At 55.7% G+C, this 16050-nt stretch carries 10 protein-coding genes and 1 tRNA gene; all 11 read right to left on the reverse strand.

From position 1 onward, the window contains the following. Nucleotides 1–14 precede the first annotated feature (14 nt). Nucleotides 15–3734, reverse strand: a complete 3720-nt coding sequence (gene pglX / locus CH92_RS21675) for a BREX-2 system adenine-specific DNA-methyltransferase PglX (RefSeq protein WP_144380991.1) — start codon at nucleotides 3732–3734, stop codon at nucleotides 15–17. Between the two features lie 43 nt (nucleotides 3735–3777). After that, nucleotides 3778–7959 carry a BREX system serine/threonine kinase PglW gene (gene pglW, locus CH92_RS12660; protein ID WP_025242141.1) on the reverse strand — a complete coding sequence of 1394 codons (4182 nt, stop codon included), beginning with the start codon at nucleotides 7957–7959 and terminating at the stop codon, nucleotides 3778–3780. A gap of 358 nt (nucleotides 7960–8317) precedes the next feature. Beyond that, nucleotides 8318–8394, reverse strand: a tRNA-Pro gene (locus tag CH92_RS12665). A gap of 80 nt (nucleotides 8395–8474) precedes the next feature. Continuing rightward, nucleotides 8475–8831, reverse strand: coding sequence for a MerR family transcriptional regulator (locus CH92_RS12670; protein ID WP_025242142.1), 357 nt, complete (start codon nucleotides 8829–8831; stop codon nucleotides 8475–8477). After that, the gene (gene ihfA / locus CH92_RS12675; protein ID WP_003282572.1) at nucleotides 8812–9114 is read right to left on the reverse strand and encodes an integration host factor subunit alpha; all 303 of its coding nucleotides are present in this window, start codon (nucleotides 9112–9114) and stop codon (nucleotides 8812–8814) included. Before ihfA ends, CH92_RS12670 begins: the two co-directional genes overlap by 20 nt. A gap of 3 nt (nucleotides 9115–9117) precedes the next feature. Further along, complete coding sequence (gene pheT, locus CH92_RS12680) at nucleotides 9118–11496, reverse strand: phenylalanine--tRNA ligase subunit beta (protein WP_025242143.1); 2379 nt, start codon at nucleotides 11494–11496, stop codon at nucleotides 9118–9120. Between the two features lie 37 nt (nucleotides 11497–11533). Continuing rightward, nucleotides 11534–12550 carry a phenylalanine--tRNA ligase subunit alpha gene (pheS, locus tag CH92_RS12685; RefSeq protein ID WP_025242144.1) on the reverse strand — a complete coding sequence of 339 codons (1017 nt, stop codon included), beginning with the start codon at nucleotides 12548–12550 and terminating at the stop codon, nucleotides 11534–11536. Between the two features lie 166 nt (nucleotides 12551–12716). Continuing rightward, nucleotides 12717–13073 carry a 50S ribosomal protein L20 gene (gene rplT / locus CH92_RS12690; protein WP_019339387.1) on the reverse strand — a complete coding sequence of 119 codons (357 nt, stop codon included), beginning with the start codon at nucleotides 13071–13073 and terminating at the stop codon, nucleotides 12717–12719. A 27-nt stretch (nucleotides 13074–13100) separates the two neighbouring features. Continuing rightward, on the reverse strand, nucleotides 13101–13295 hold the full coding sequence (gene rpmI, locus CH92_RS12695) for a 50S ribosomal protein L35 (protein ID WP_019339386.1): 195 nt from the start codon (nucleotides 13293–13295) through the stop codon (nucleotides 13101–13103). Nucleotides 13296–13357: 62 nt separating this feature from the next. Further along, nucleotides 13358–13909 carry a translation initiation factor IF-3 gene (infC, locus tag CH92_RS12700; protein ID WP_019339385.1) on the reverse strand — a complete coding sequence of 184 codons (552 nt, stop codon included), beginning with the start codon at nucleotides 13907–13909 and terminating at the stop codon, nucleotides 13358–13360. Further along, nucleotides 13909–15831, reverse strand: coding sequence for a threonine--tRNA ligase (gene thrS / locus CH92_RS12705; RefSeq protein WP_025242146.1), 1923 nt, complete (start codon nucleotides 15829–15831; stop codon nucleotides 13909–13911). The genes infC and thrS overlap by 1 nt, the downstream gene beginning before the upstream one ends. Between the last annotated feature and the right edge of the window lie 219 nt (nucleotides 15832–16050).

Consider the following 16050-nt stretch of genomic DNA (forward strand, 5'->3'; position numbering starts at 1 on the left):
GTCAAACCCCAGAATCAGTTCTGCTCGGCCACTTTCTTTTTGCGACCGCCACGTTTTCCAGCCGCTGCAGCCGGCTGCCAGCTCAAAAGGTCGGCCCGAGTGATCCCCAGATTACGTAGCTCCTCAAGCAGGAAGCCCTCGTAATAATCGCCCATGCGCTCGCCGAATTCCGGATCCACCTCGTTATGCCACTGCTTTAACCAGGGGATCAGCTCATCCAGCGCCACTAGCATCGGCATCAGGCGCTCGGGCTCCCATCCCTCACCATCCTTGCGCTCTAAGTACCAGGCAGCGATAGCCTGAGCACGTTGCAGATGGTTTAGGCCCGCCCAACCGATGACCAGCGTGCTATCACCACCTTTTTCGGCGCCAGGCAACGAGAAGAAGCGCTCTTTAGGCACGTCCAGCTTGCCGCGAAGCGACCAGAAGCTGGGCTTTTGGAAGTCGCTGGATTTGTACTGCGGTGGCAATGGGATATCGCCTACCGTCTCTGCCCTCTCAAGCTTCGCCTGGGTTAAAGCCAGGTCGCACTTGGCTTTCTTTTCAGGATCCAACGCATTTTCCTCAGACAGCGGCTGGTCGACACCATACTTGGCGTCAATGGCATCCTCCAGGCGCTGCTTGTCCCAGGTTTCCTGCCAGGCTCTGAATTTCGGTATGGCATCAGGCTTGAGACGAGCGGCGGCCATTTGTGGCACGTTATCTCCATCTATCAGCTCGCAAACTAACGCCTGCAAGTCCAACAGGTTGTCGCCACAATAGAGCTCCGTAACACGGACAGCGTCCGCATCGCTGCGCAGGCGGTCAGCCAGCTGAGCACAGGTTTGTAACTCTGGGAGTTGGCATACCTTTTCCATCCGGTTAAGAAGCCACTCTTTGGCTGCAGAATGTAGTCGGCTCTCCCAGCTGTCACGACTCCAGCGGCGCTTATATTCCGGCTGCTCAACCAGTCTGACCCAGTGATTATGCTCAATAGCTTGTAGACGACGCTCGATCAGCGCCTTGTAATCTGCTGGCCAGTGGGAGGGAACTTCAGTAATAGGCGTGCTGCCATGACGCATAAACCACGCAGAATCAATTTCACCGGCTGCCATATTGCGAGCAAGGTTAATTTCAAATGCGCGCTCACCAGGCTTTATACTGGGCATGTCGACTTCAGAAAAAATAGCGACTTCGGTCAGGCCATATAGTGCATAAACGTACCAGTCCAGTTCTTCCTGCAATGCAATCATCTGGAAAAACAGCTCAGAGTCCTGCACCTTAGCAGAGCTCAGGGCATCGACAAATCCGGCCCCATCTGTCTCGAGCACATGCTCCGGACTACAACTTCTTAACTGCTGCGCCAATTCGTCGATTCGCTGCGAAAACTTCAGCACAACATCATTGGCATCCTCAGATACCGGGAAATTTTTTAAGCCTGTGCCGGTAAACTCAAAGGTGTCAAAAGCAGGATCACCCGTCACCCGAGCGCCTTTTGAATCCGTCGAGTCACCTCTATTGTGGAAAACCTGCTTCATCCAGAAACAGGCAACGGAGCTATTCAGCAAGCCCATAAGGGCAAAGTGATCCGCCTCCGCAGCACATAAAGGCAGTTTGATCACAGGCGCAGTCTGCTTAAAAACCTTGCCCCCACGATCCAAAACAAAATGATTATGGGTGGAAACAAAAGCAAAGGCTATTGACAGTCTATTGAGGTAACGGCCAGGAAAGAACATAGAGTGCTCATACCACCGCAGACCACGCTCCTCGATAAACTGACCAAAATCTTTCCTATTCTTCAAAACCCTACGATAGGTCCAATAGTGGCGTGCTTGGCCGCCATCTAAAACCTCCACAGGCTCTGCAGTTAAAAGGTCATACGGCATCAACGAGTTTAAGTCTTGGCTAATAGCCCAATCCCGAACATTTTCACCAACACAAAGCGGCACTGAATAATCTTTCAATCCAAGTGTTACTACTGTATGCCGAGGCATAAAGAAAACAGAGTCTTCTCCCGTATGCGTAGTGCGCCCTATCTCGACGACGTGGGAATCTAGCGGGGTTTTCCCGCTTGACTCGAGCAGCTCTTTTAGTTCGGAAGCGCCGCCTCCGCCAAGACTCCACGGATGACTTGCATATGACTGCCTAGTCTGCCCAAGCACGCTAATGAATTCACTTTCAGCCTTTGGCTTAGATAGCAAAGCAACGATAGAGGACCAAACTTTTCCATCTGCGGCATTGCTAGGAGTGTCCGGCTCACCACGAATTCCAAGTACCACCTTAATCTCATCAGATTTTGGGGCCTGATTTCGCGCGAACATAATCACGGTTGGGGTGCCGTGACCTGGGATGTAAGCCCCTGAGGTATCAATAACGTGGGTCAGATCTTTACGCGGCAGATAATCTTCTATCAGCTTTTTACCGAACTCACGCTTCATAAAGCTATTGGCAGTAATCATCCCCATAAAACCTGCCGGCTGACTGTCTTTAGCCAATAGCGTGAGATCAAAAAAACGCTCGGTGAAGGGTACACCTAGAGAATACTGGCGATGGCAGGTGGGGTATTTATCACGATAAGCCTGACTCAGTGCTCTGTCTTTCACTGTAATGTAGGGTGGATTGCCCACCACCACGTGATAGCGCTGCCCAAGAATCCTGCTCAGTTTTTCTGGATCTTCAACTTCATAAACGTGTTTCCTTTCCTCATCCAGTAAGCCCCCCTGGATGCCCTGCCCCTGCCACTCAAATCGACGACCGTGTAGTAACGAATCGCCACAGGCTAGGTTGAAATGAAAGCTGGGCGCATCCTTGATCTTGGTACTGCCCGCTGCCTTCATGGCAGCAATCAACAGACGGAATCGGCAGATGGCAATGGCGTAGGGGTTGATATCGGTACCATGCACTACATCCAGTGCTCGCTGTGCCAGCTCACGAGTGTTGGTACCCGGCTCGCGCTTCAGCCACTGGTTGAACACTCGCTCGAAGGTCGTCAGCAAGAAGTGCCCCGAACCGCATGTCGGATCGATTAGGCGCAGCCCCGGCAAACCGAAAGTCTCAATCGCCGGCTCCAGGGTGTAATCGAGAATAAAGCTCTCAACGAATTCCGGGGTTTGCAGCAGCGCATAACGCTTGCGCACGGATTCAGAAAGGTCCTGGTAGAGGTCGCCAAGGAAGCGGGTATCCCATTCCTTGTCGGTAAAGTCGTGGAGGATCTCACCGCTGTCTGCATCGATCTTCTGGAAGAAGTCGATCAGACGTTTGGCACCATCAGCCGAAACCGGAATCTGCCAGAGGGGGTTATGACGATGATCCAAGAGCTCCGCGATCACCGGATATTTTTCCAGCTCCGCGAATAGATCGAGCAGGTAGTGGCGTTCTTCAAAGGTGGGGTTCTCGTTGAAGTAAGCCACCATGCGCTCTTTGGCCTGCTGTAAGGCATTTCGCCCTTGCGTATCCTTCACCGGCCCAGCCAACACCGGCTCAGTCAGTAAGCCATTGTCCTCCAGAAAACGCACGAACACACAGGTCAAAACCCAGGCCACTGCGGCCTGGGTTATTTGCGCTGCTCGCCAGGAAACGAAGTGCTCGGCGGTGCGTTCAGCCTCAACCGCCGTGCGATATTCGCTCTGCAAATGCTCACTGAGCTCCGCGTTGGACTCGCTATAGGCGAGGATGTCCTTCTCAATATGCGGTAACAGGGACTGCAGGTTTTTCAGAAGATCGGCACGGTTAATCACAGGTAAATCCTTGTGCATGTGGCCCATTACCTGAAGGCACTGGACCTGCTATCAATTTTTCTTAGGCAGTGGTTTTGACTGCCTGAGGTAGTGACTGGGAATCGTCAAGCCAGCTACTGGGAATATGGGCAAACTCTTTGCTACCGGCGCCTGTAGGCACCAATACGTCATCGATCATGGCCGCGGAACGCTGCGCATCGACGGCTATCAGCAGAACTAACCCAGGCACTGCGATACCTCTGCCGCCACTCACGCTGAACAGCTGTTGTCGCAGGTCATTCAGCCATGTTGTCACCAGCTCATAGCGCGCCAGCAGCCCTGGCTCCGTCAGAAGCACTGGTTGACCGGCCTGCAGAATCTCCTCAGCCATGCCCGGTAACGCACGCTGCACCAGACGCTGCAGGTTCTGCCAATCACGAGAACTGTGCTCACAGGCGTCTGCTTTGAGCACCACCTGCCAGTCCGGCGCTTTGGGCATGCTGGCGCATACAGCCTGTACATGGCGAAGGAGTAGCTCATCAAAGCTGATGCGCTTAAACGGATAGTCTCGGCAGAGTTTTTCCTGCGCTTGCCACCACTGACGCGGCCGGACGGTTAGCGCGAGGAAGTGGGAGGCAGTCACTGCCTTCTCCAGCATCAAGCTCAGTTCTTTAACCGACTTGAGTGTGGTGGTGTCGTCTTCGCCTTGTTGAGTCTGGCTGTAGTGAGTAGAGCCGGCTGATGCGAAGCTGGTCATCCCCGCGCTTGGCAGGCAGTAACCGCCCCTATCGCCATTGGCAAACTCAAAGCTGCCATTCCACTGGAAACCGATATCCAGTGAGCGCACCAGCTCATCCAGTTCAGGGCGGCCGGGTAGCTCCTGCGCTGCGGGATAGCGGCCGGCTACTCGGGTCTGAATATCTTTGACAGTAAGCGCCTTACTGCCTAGCAGCGCGCCCTGGGCCAACTCCAAAGCAAGCTTGGCGGGCATCCCTCGCGGATAGAACTCCACACGACTGGATAGAGCTGCACTCTCGGATGCAGCTGCAGCTAAACGCAAAAGTCGATGGTTACTCAGACCTGCAAATGATTCTGGCGCTGGCACAGCGCGGATCTTCTCCAGCGTACGAACGGGAGCAAGCAGCGGCAGCTGGCGAGCACACTCATCTGCCAGGCTGCCAAGGTCGCAAGCGTAATCGGCCAGCTCCTCTCCTCGCCCCTGGCGATTATCGGCAATCAAGAAGCGGTTACCGGAGCGACGCAAAAGCCAACGAGGCTCCTGCTTACTCAATTCCGTTTCCACGGCTGCCCGCACGACAGCATAGGCCCAGCGCTCTCGCAGTGGGCTGTCTTGTACCGAGCCACGACGAAGCAGGATTGCGTCAGCAACTTCGACCGCAGTCATTACGCCGCCGTTATCTTCCAGCAGACCGACGATGTCTTCTCTCAAGTCCGTAATCGCTTTGGTCTTGCCCCACTGGGTCAGAACTTTATCGATCAGCTCGCGCACCAGCAGAGTCTCAATGCCGAGGTGGCCGCTGATGGCTGCCGGCGTAGGCCAATGAACGTTGTGAGTGCCCTTGGGCGCATCCTCGTCCAGTCGACCCAGATATTCGTTAAGAAAGCTCAACCGAGTCTGATCAGTGGACTTCGGCAGGACCTGCTGGAACAGACGGTCGACACTCACAACGCTGGTGTCACCGCTATCCAATTGCTGAACTTGATGACCGTCCAAAAGACGCGTCTGAAGCTGACCAATCACATCGGACAGCTCATTACGAGTCTTCACACCCACTCCCATCCAGACTCGGACCCGGGAGCGATTCAGCCTGATGAGGTCAGCAACGCTATTGATATTCCGGCGACTGAGGGTATCCAGCGCTTGTGGGCTCAGAGCCAACAGGCCGATCTGCGTATCCAACTGAGCCTCGCTGATGGGGCACGTACGCTCCTGTGGCTGCTGGGTCGTGTGCAGAGACTCAGTGCGCGCATCATGGAACGTCTTGCGCCACTCACGCAGCATCTCGCCGGCACTGGCAAAGCGCTTGCGCACATCACGAACCAAGGCTCGCTTGAAGAACTCAACCATGCGGTCGCGAATGCTCGGATCGAAGACGGTTCGGTCGACCTCCAGCTCACCTTCGAGCTGATGCGGCAGCCCTTCAGAGGCAGTCCACCCGGGCAACGCGCCTGCGGCCATCTCGTAAAGGGTCAGCGCAACAGAGAATCGCTCGGCATGGTCGTCCCAACGACGGCGGCCAGGATCACGGATGAACGGATCCATGTAGGCCAGCGTGCCAGCACTGATATTGTCAGCACCGACACTGGACAGGGAGAAGTCAAAAAGCATGAGGTGAAGAACGCTGCCTTGCATCACCAAGCCGATGTTCTCTGGCTTGATATCACGATGCACCAACGCCTGGTCTTCTAGATGCACAACCGCACTGAGCAAGTCGTCACCGAAGCGCTCAAGCAACTCCAGCTGCACAGCGCCGACATGGCGGAGGCGCTGAGCCAGGGTGCCCTCGGTCGCGTAGTCGAGCAGCAGAGCGGTATGGCCAACGATATCCAGGGTTTTGTAGTAAGGAACAATGGCCTGGTGACGCAATCTGGCCAGCACCTCACCCTCTTTCGTAAGACGGCTATTGTGGTCAGGTGTCGAAGCGATCTTCAGAACGCGAGACTGCCCCTGGTAATCGACCAGGAATACGACTGAGCACGCACCTTTGCCAAGCGGCTGAATAACCTGGAAGCCTCCCGGCAGGAGGTCCCCTTTGCGAGCTTCAGTTGGGTTAGTTCGAAGCGTGTTCGGCTGACTAACCTCGTCCTCAAGGTCGTCCAGCCGTTTGATGAACTCACTGACCGATTCCAACCGGCTGCCGACATCAGGGTGCGTGGCGTACTGCACCAGGTACTGCATAGCCTCGCTTGCACCGTTGATCTCATCAGTAACCTGCAGGCCACTGCCTCGGCGCAGCTTGTCCAGTAACTCGATGTCAGTTTGCGCGGGCTTCTTGCCAGTAAATAAGTGGTAGGCGATCGCACCCAGGGAGAAGACATCTAAGTGCACGCCGTCTGCAGCGCCAGTGTGCGCTTCCAGCGCGACATAAGGCCCTGCCTCTTCATGCACGAGGTTACTCAAACGGGTCAGCGCGCTGATATTGCGCGACTCACTCTCAAATACCCGCTCGGCAGTGGCCCAGTTGCTGATTTTGACACTGTACTTCTCATCGCCCAGTGGCTTGACCCAGATGCACTGAGGACTCAGGCCTCGGTGATAAAGCTTTTGCCCATGTGCGTACTGCACAGCCTCGGCAATTAGACGAAGCAGGTAGGTGGCCTGAACTGTATCCAGGCGCCGATCCTTACCCAGATGCATGAGAAGGTGGTCAAGACGAAATGCCTTGGGATCGTGCTCATAGACCAGTGCGGGGCCGCTGTCATGATTCTGAAATTCGTGCGCTCGCAGAATTCCTGGATGCTCAATACCCTCAAGCAGACGGAACTCAAGCTTGGCCGCTTTTTCGAGCCGAGAAACCTCTTCCTGTGCTTTACCCTGGGTCAGATAAATACGAACCTTGCGCTGCACCCCAAGATCCGGGTGCAAAGCGAGCCAATCCTGATAGGTATCGGATTCGTCGAGTAGGCTCTGAAGCTCATAGCTACCCACACGACGCATGCGCACGGACTCTTTAATGCCCGCTTCCTCTACAGCGCGTGAGATGACTTTGGCTGCATAAGCGGTAATCTGCCGATGCCTCCAGTTCTCATCGATTAGGGTGATCTCGCGGAGCAGCTCTTGCCGATTGACCACACCTTGGCGCGCGTTACCTTCCAGCTTGATGACCAGGTCCTCTGCAGAGAGGAACACCAAAGCATCAATAAAAGGCACGGTTTCCTTGCTTCGATGAAATGAAGGCTGCAGCTTCAGCAGGGACGCCAGCTTTTGCGCTTTGCGACGAGCAAGCAAACGGGGATTGTCGAAGATCTTCTGCCCACCTTTGGGCAAAGGCCTTTCCCAAACCCAGTTGGCAGCATCACCCCGAATCACGCCGGGGTGGGACTTGATCTCAATGACGTACATGCCCTTGGGCGTCAACACCATGAGATCAACTTCGTTGATAGAGCCATCCTGAGCAATGAACTCGAAGTTGGCCCAAGCACGATAAGGATCGTGGTCAGGGAGCAGTTGCCTGGCAAACTCCAGCGCTTCCCGTTCCCATGCGTAATCGGATTGGGTGATCTGCTTCCAGAGTTTGTCCATCAATGGCCATCCTTGTTAATCGGCTGACGTGGGCGACACTCACACATCTGCAAAATTCGAACTGCTTATCATATTCCGCTATACCGTTCGGTTATAGCTTTAGCGGCACACCTGCTCCGAAAGCATCGGCAAGCACACACGGGCTGCGGTGCTGACGCTCTCCGGAAAGCGCCATCCCTCGATCAGGTAGAGACAGCCCCTGATCACCTGCAGATCTGCCGGAAGCCTCTACAGCCTAGTCAATCTCAATTGGCAACCAATTGGCAACCAGAAAGCCGTTTTCTAGGGGGGCACCGAAAAATCTGCAGGCATAAAAAAATCCAGTCACCGCTAAGTGACTGGATTTTTTAGGGTTTTTTGGTCGGGACGGAGTGATTCGAACACTCGACCCCTTGCACCCCATGCAAGTGCGCTACCAGGCTGCGCTACGCCCCGACGATGCTTTCAACTGTGCTGAAAGCGGATCGAACTATACATTAAGCGACTGAATATGTGAAAGTTTTTTATGCCAGTGCTTAGTTCTTGAGCACCTGAAGCACATCTTCAAGCTCAGTGATCATTTGCCGAATCAGTTGTTTATATTGCGTAGTGTCTTCACGAGCCTCATCGCCGGACATCCGCTGCCGAGCGCCGCCGATCGTAAAACCTTGCTCATACAGCAATGATCGGATCTGCCGGATCATCAGCACATCCTGGCGCTGGTAATAGCGCCGATTACCGCGACGCTTCACCGGATTCAGTTGAGGAAACTCCTGCTCCCAGTAACGCAGCACGTGCGGCTTGACCGCGCATAGCTCGCTTACTTCACCAATGGTGAAGTAGCGTTTGCCGGGTATCGTAGGCAGTTCGTCGTTATGACTTGGTTCCAGCATACGCTTCGACTCTGGCTTTTAGTTTTTGCCCTGGCCGGAATGTCACGACACGACGCGCCGTGATTGGAATTTCCTCACCGGTTTTCGGGTTACGCCCCGGGCGCTGTCGCTTGTCGCGCAAATCGAAGTTGCCGAAACCGGACAACTTTACCTGCTCGTTGTGCTCGAGCGCCTGACGGATTTCCTCGAAAAACAGTTCGACCAGTTCCTTGGCCTCGCGCTTATTCAAGCCTAGCTCTTCATATAGACGTTCCGCCATTTCAGCTTTCGTCAGAGCCCCCATACGCTATTTCCTTAACGTGGCGTTGAACCTTTCTTCCAGGGAGGAGAGGATTTGCTGCATCGCACCACTCACCTCATCGTCGTTCAGAGTGCGCGAAGGGTGTTGCCAGGTCAAGCCTACTGCCACACTTTTGCTAAGAGGATCAATACCTTTACCCTGATACACATCAAATAGCTTGAGGTCTTTCAGGTTCTCGCCTGCGGCCTCACGGATGCACAGCAACACATCGTCAGCCGGAACTTCACGTGCAACCAGAATAGCCAGGTCGCGGCGCACTTCGGGGAAACGGGACAGCTCGTTGAAATGCGGCAGCCGGCCTTCGCTGATTTCAGAAACCAGCAGCTCGAACAGATAGACCGGCTGATCGATGCCAAGAGTGGCGGCCAACTCCGGATGAAGACTTCCAATGTAGCCGACCAGGCGCCCTTCCCGCTCGATTCGAGCAGTCTGCCCAGGATGCAAAGCCGGATGCTCGGCAGCGACAAAGCCATATGCGGCAGCATCTCCGGCATACCCGAGCAACGCTTCGACGTCGGCTTTCATGTCATAAAAGTCAGCCCCTGTTCGTTCGTTGCTCCAGGCTTCTGGCAGGCGACTTCCGGTGATGACTCCCGCCAGCATCGGCTCCTGCTTCAACTCGCCCAGTTGGCCAACGAAACGCAGCCCGCTTTCGAACAGGCGCACGCGCGTCTGCTGACGATTGAGGTTGTACTGCAGCGCCTTGATCAACCCTGGCCAGAGCGTCGCGCGCATTGCCGCCATGTCCGAGGAAATCGGATTGGCCAATTGCAGCGGCTCGACACCTGGACTGAACAGCTCGAACATTTTCGGATCGATGAAGCTGTAGGTAATTGCTTCTTGGTAGCCACGGGCAACCAGCAAGCGACGCAAAGCCGGTAGTTCGGCGCGGGATTCAGGATTGGCTTCGGGCGCTAGACGAGCCTGGGGGTAACGCACCGGTAAGCGGTCGTAGCCATACAGACGGCCCAGTTCCTCGATCAGGTCTACCTCTAGACTGATGTCGAATCGGTGACTGGGCACACTGACTTCCCAGGATTCCTCGCCCAGCTCGACGACATCTAAACCCAGGGCCGACAAAAGCGAGACGACCTGATCGCCCGCCATGCTCAACCCCAGCATCTGCTCGATTCGATCCTTGCGCAGTAGAATCGGTGCAACGCGGGGGAGATCGGCTTCGCTGGCGGCTTCGATTACGGGGCCGGCGCTGCCTCCGACAATCTCCAACAGTAGCGCAGTGGCCCGCTCCATGGCTCGACGGGCCAATTGCGAATCCACCCCACGCTCGTAGCGATGCGACGCATCAGTGTGCAAGCCATAGGAACGAGCCTTGCCAGCGAGCGCAATGGTGTCGAAAAAAGCGCTTTCAAGGAACAGATCCTGGGTCGAGGCGCTGACACCGCTGTGCTCACCACCCATCACACCCGCAATCGCCAAGGCACGCTGGTGGTCGGCGATGACCAGCGTATCGCCTCTCAGGGTCACCTCCTGGCCGTCGAGCAAGACTAGTTTCTCTTGCTCCTCTGCCATCCGAACCCTGACTCCGCCATTGAGCTCGGCAAGATCGAACGCATGCAGCGGCTGGCCAAGTTCGAGCATCACATAGTTAGTGACGTCCACCACCGCATCGATGCTGCGGATATCGGAACGACGCAACCGCTCGACCATCCACAGCGGAGTGGGTCGCGACAGGTCAACGTTCCGGATCACGCGCCCGAGGTAGCGTGGACAGGCCTTAGGAGCGAGCACTTCGACCTGGCGCACTTCGTCGTGGCTGACAGCCACCGGAACGATATCAATAGAAGTAACCGCCGCGCCGTAGATAGCGCCTACCTCGCGCGCAAGCCCGGCGATAGAAAGACAGTCACCACGATTCGGCGTCAGCCCGATCTCGATACACGCATCGTCGAGCCCAAGATAATCGCGAAAATCGCTACCGACCGGCGCATCCTCGGCCAGCTCCATCAGCCCGCTGTCATCGGCCCCCACCTGCAGCTCGGTTTCCGAGCAGAGCATACCGTTGGATTCGACGCCGCGAAGCTTGGCTTTTTTGATGTTGAAGTCGCCCGGAAGTTGAGCTCCGATCATGGCGAACGGAATCTTCAGGCCGGGGCGCACATTGGGCGCACCGCAGACCACCTGAAACGCCTGAATTCCGTCACTGACCTGACACACGCGCAACTTGTCTGCATCAGGATGCTGCTCGGTGCTCAGTACCTCACCTACGACCACGCCTTTGAACTCACCAGCCACCGGGATGACCGCATCCACTTCGAGGCCTACCATCGACAGCCGCGCTACCAGTTCCTCACGGGAAACTTGCGGATTGACCCACGTACGCAACCACTGCTCGCTGAATTTCATCCTGCTCTCCTAAAATTTCTTTGACTGGACTCTGAACCTAGCGAAATTGCGCCAGGAACCTCAGGTCGTTATCGAAGAACAGGCGTAAGTCGTTGACGCCATAACGCAGCATGGCAAGCCGCTCGGCTCCCATACCGAAAGCGAAGCCTTGGTATTTTTCCGGATCGATACCGGACATGCGCAGCACATTTGGATGGACCATGCCGCAGCCCATCACCTCGAGCCAGCCGGTCTGTTTGCATACGCGACATCCCTTTCCGCTGCACATGACGCACTGCATGTCCACTTCGGCAGACGGCTCGGTGAACGGAAAAAACGATGGACGGAAACGGACACCCAGCGGCTTTTCGAAGAACACCCGCAAGAACTGCTCGATGGTGCCCTTCAGGTCCGCAAAGCTGATGCTCTCATCGACGAGCAAGCCTTCGACCTGATGGAACATCGGCGAGTGGGTGATATCTGAATCACACCGGTAGACACGACCCGGGCAGACGATCCTGATGGGTGGCTGCTGCGACTCCATAGTGCGCACCTGAACCGGCGAGGTATGGGTACGCAGAAGCATGTTGGCGTTGAAGTAAAAGGTGTCATGCATCGCCCGGGCCGGATGGTGGCCTGGGATATTGAGCGCTTCGAAGTTGTGGTAGTCGTCTTCGACCTCCGGGCCCTCGGCAACGCTGTAACCGATATGACTGAAGAACTGCTCGATCCGCTCAAGCGTACGCGTTACCGGATGCAGCCCACCGGAGACCTCCCCCCTGCCAGGTAAGGTCACGTCGATCCGCTCAGCGGCCAGCTTGGCACTCAAGGCAGCCTGTTCAAGATCTGCCTTCCTGGCATTCAATTCGTTCTGGACTTGACTCTTCGCAGCGTTGATCAGCGCACCCGCTTTAGGACGCTCCTCCGCGGAGAGCTTGCCCAGGGTTTGCATGACCTGGGTCAGCTCGCCCTTCTTGCCGAGATACTGAACCCGGATCTGCTCCAGGGCATTGATGTCTTGACTATGTTGCACCGCCTCAAGCGCTTGCGAGACCAGTGCATCCAGGTTTTCCATGTACAACCTCCAGAGGTTCTTGCAGAACCGCACCAGGCGAGCAACGCGTGGGCTTTGGCCAGATGCATTTTTGCAAATGCCCCTTCAGATACGAAATAGGGGAAGAGCGCAAGGCTCTTCCCCTATCGGTGACGCTACGAATCCGAGGATTCGATTGTCGATGGGCTTAGGCCAGAGAAGCTTTGGCTTTTTCGACAATCGCAGCAAAAGCTGCTTTTTCGTTCACTGCCAACTCGGCCAGAACCTTACGGTCGATCTCGATGGCTGCTTTTTTTAGACCAGCGATGAAACGGCTGTAGGACAGACCGTTTACACGAGCGCCAGCGTTGATACGAGCGATCCAAAGAGCGCGGAACTGACGCTTCCGCTGACGGCGGTCACGGTAGGCATACTGGCCAGCCTTGATCACTGCCTGCTTGGCAACACGGAACACGCGCGAGCGAGCGCCGTAGTAGCCTTTAGCGAGTTTCAGAATTTTCTTGTGACGGCGACGAGCGACGACGCCACGCTTAACACGAGCCATGAGTTATTCCTCTGAGTCTTGACCGAATTAACGAACGCGCAGCATGCGCTCTACTTTTGCGTTATCAGACGGGTGCATCAGAGATGTACCACGCAGCTGACGCTTACGCTTGGTAGACATTTTGGTCAGGATGTGGCTCTTGAAAGCGTGCTTGTGCTTGTAGCCATTCGCCGTCTTTTTGAAGCGCTTCGCAGCGCCGCTTTTAGTCTTCATCTTTGGCATGTTCGGTACTCCACAGTGTGGGTGATTTCAAATAACCGCAAGGCCTGCCAGTGCCCTGGTGGTTACTTTTTCTTCTTGGGAGCGATGACCATGATCAGCTGGCGTCCTTCCATCTTTGGATGCTGTTCGACCGAACCGTATTCAGCCAGGTCACCTTCGACCCGCTTCAACAGTTCCATCCCCAACTCCTGATGCGCCATCTCACGGCCGCGGAATCTCAACGAAACCTTGGCCCTGTCCCCGTCACTCAGGAAACGTACCAGGTTGCGTAGCTTGACCTGGTAGTCGCCCTCTTCCGTCCCTGGACGAAACTTTACTTCTTTAACCTGGATCTGCTTCTGGTTCTTCTTCGCTGCAGCGACCTGCTTCTTCTTTTCAAAGAGGTGCTTGCCGTAATCCATGATCCGGCATACAGGAGGAACCGCGTCGGCGGAAATTTCCACCAGATCCAACTTGGCTTCTTCAGCTATACGAAGCGCTTCATCAATCGAGACGATGCCAACCTGCTCGCCATCAGCACCAATCAAACGGACCTCACGAGCCGAGATATTCTCGTTGATCGGGGCCTTGGGTGCAGCTCGTTTATCCTGTCTCATTTCACGCTTAATAGTCATTACTCCAATTCTTGGCGACCACGCCGGGAAACCGCTTGTGTCAGCAGCTGCGCAAAGTCATCTAGGGGCATGGAGCCCAGATCGACGCCTTCACGGGTGCGCACAGCAACGGCTCGTGTCTCTACTTCCCTGTCTCCGATAACCAAGAGATAGGGAACCTTGAGCAAGGTATGCTCGCGGATTTTAAAGCCGATCTTTTCGTTTCTCAAGTCGGACTTGGCACGGAAGCCGCTTTGGTTGAGTGTTTTCTCCACTTCCAGTGCGAAATTTGCCTGTTTGTCGGTGATATTCATCACCACGGCCTGAGTCGGTGCCAGCCAGGCTGGGAATGCGCCTTCGTAGTGCTCGATCAGAATCCCGATGAAACGCTCAAACGACCCGAGAATGGCTCGGTGCAACATGACTGGATGCTGACGGTCATTGTTCTCACTGACGTATTCGGCGCCAAGTCGGATCGGCAAGTTGAAGTCCAGCTGCAGGGTACCGCACTGCCAGACACGCCCCAGGCAATCCTTCAGGGAAAACTCGATCTTCGGGCCATAGAAGGCACCCTCACCCGGTTGCAGGTCGTATGGCAGTCCGGCACTGTCGAGCGCCGCCGCTAGCGCCGCTTCGGCGCGATCCCAGAGCTCATCGGAGCCAACACGTTTTTCGGGTCGTGTAGAGAGCTTCAGCTCGATGTCCTGGAAACCGAAATCCGCATAAACCGCCTGGGTCAGCTTGATAAACGCTGCCGACTCGGACTGCATCTGCTCTTCGGTACAGAAAATATGCGCGTCGTCCTGAGTAAAACCACGCACCCGCATGATGCCGTGCAGCGCACCCGACGGCTCGTTACGGTGACAGGCACCGAATTCAGCCAGGCGCAGCGGCAGCTCGCGATAGCTCTTCAAGCCTTGGTTGTACACTTGCACATGGCAGGGGCAGTTCATCGGCTTGATCGCGTAATCGCGGCTTTCCGACTCGGTGGTGAACATGTTTTCCGCATAGTTTGCCCAGTGACCGGACTTCTCCCACAGGCTGCGATCAACAACCTGAGGTGTGCGAATTTCCTGGTAGCCGTTCTCACGCTGCACCACGCGCATGTATTGCTCGAGCACTTGGTACAGGGTCCAGCCATTTGGATGCCAGAACACCATGCCAGGCGCTTCTTCCTGGGTATGGAACAGGTCCAGGCGCTTGCCGATCTTGCGATGGTCGCGCTTCTCGGCCTCTTCAATGCGCTGGATGTAGGCCGCAAGCTGCTTCTTATCCGCCCATGCGGTGCCATAGACACGTTGCAGCTGTTCGTTCTTCGCATCGCCACGCCAGTAGGCGCCGGACAGCTTGGTAAGCTTGAAAGACTTGAGGAAGCGGGTATTCGGCACATGCGGGCCACGGCACATGTCGACGTACTCTTCGTGGTAATACAGCCCCATCGCCTCCTCGTCAGGCATGTCCTCGACCAGACGCAGCTTGTAATCTTCACCGCGGGACTGGAACACCTCGATGACTTCAGAACGCGGCGTAACCTTCTTGACGACGTCGTATTCGGTGTCGATCAGCTCTTTCATGCGCTGCTCGATTGCAGCCATATCGTCCGGCGTAAACGGCCGCTCGAAGGCGATATCATAATAAAAGCCTTCGGCGATCACCGGGCCGATAACCATTTTCGCGGATGGATAAAGCTGCTTGACCGCATGCCCGACCAGGTGCGCACAGGAGTGGCGAATAATCTCCAGTCCCTCTTCATCCTTCGGTGTGATGATCTGCAGGCTCGCGTCGCTCTCGATCAGATCGCACGCATCGACCAGACGACCATCTACCTTGCCGGCAAGAGTGGCCTTGGCTAAGCCAGCGCCAATGGACTGAGCCACTTCAGCAACGGATACCGGGTGATCGAACGAACGCTGACTACCGTCAGGAAGAGTAATGGTGGGCATGGCGCCTCCTCTCCTAGTGGTGACCCCTACCAAAGGCCACGTGGGTTGGGATGAGCCAGGAAAGCGACCCGCCGAAATTACCTGCCGCACGTTGGCAGGAGCCCTGAGGCTGATCGACACGGACCGAACTCACTGGAAAATATGGATCACGGATGCTTTCAGAAAGCCGCCGCGCTGACAAGCAAGGCATAAAAAAAGGGTCGCTAGCGCGACCCTTTT

This window comes from Stutzerimonas stutzeri, from assembly GCF_000590475.1.
Classification (GTDB): Bacteria; Pseudomonadota; Gammaproteobacteria; order Pseudomonadales; family Pseudomonadaceae; genus Stutzerimonas; species Stutzerimonas stutzeri_D.

Bases quoted from the DNA above. Each gene is read 5' to 3' on its own strand.
- thrS (WP_025242146.1), bottom strand. From the start codon at position 15,831: ATGCCCACCATTACTCTTCCTGACGGTAGTCAGCGTTCGTTCGATCAC.
- pglW (WP_025242141.1), bottom strand. From the start codon at position 7,959: ATGGACAAACTCTGGAAGCAGATCACCCAATCCGATTACGCATGGGAA.
- rplT (WP_019339387.1), bottom strand. From the start codon at position 13,073: ATGGCTCGTGTTAAGCGTGGCGTCGTCGCTCGTCGCCGTCACAAGAAA.
- rpmI (WP_019339386.1), bottom strand. From the start codon at position 13,295: ATGCCAAAGATGAAGACTAAAAGCGGCGCTGCGAAGCGCTTCAAAAAG.
- pheS (WP_025242144.1), bottom strand. From the start codon at position 12,550: ATGGAAAACCTGGATGCACTGGTCTCGCAAGCGCTTGAGGCGGTGCAA.
- infC (WP_019339385.1), bottom strand. From the start codon at position 13,909: ATGACTATTAAGCGTGAAATGAGACAGGATAAACGAGCTGCACCCAAG.
- pglX (WP_144380991.1), bottom strand. From the start codon at position 3,734: ATGCACAAGGATTTACCTGTGATTAACCGTGCCGATCTTCTGAAAAAC.
- ihfA (WP_003282572.1), bottom strand. From the start codon at position 9,114: ATGGGGGCTCTGACGAAAGCTGAAATGGCGGAACGTCTATATGAAGAG.
- CH92_RS12670 (WP_025242142.1), bottom strand. From the start codon at position 8,831: ATGCTGGAACCAAGTCATAACGACGAACTGCCTACGATACCCGGCAAA.
- pheT (WP_025242143.1), bottom strand. From the start codon at position 11,496: ATGAAATTCAGCGAGCAGTGGTTGCGTACGTGGGTCAATCCGCAAGTT.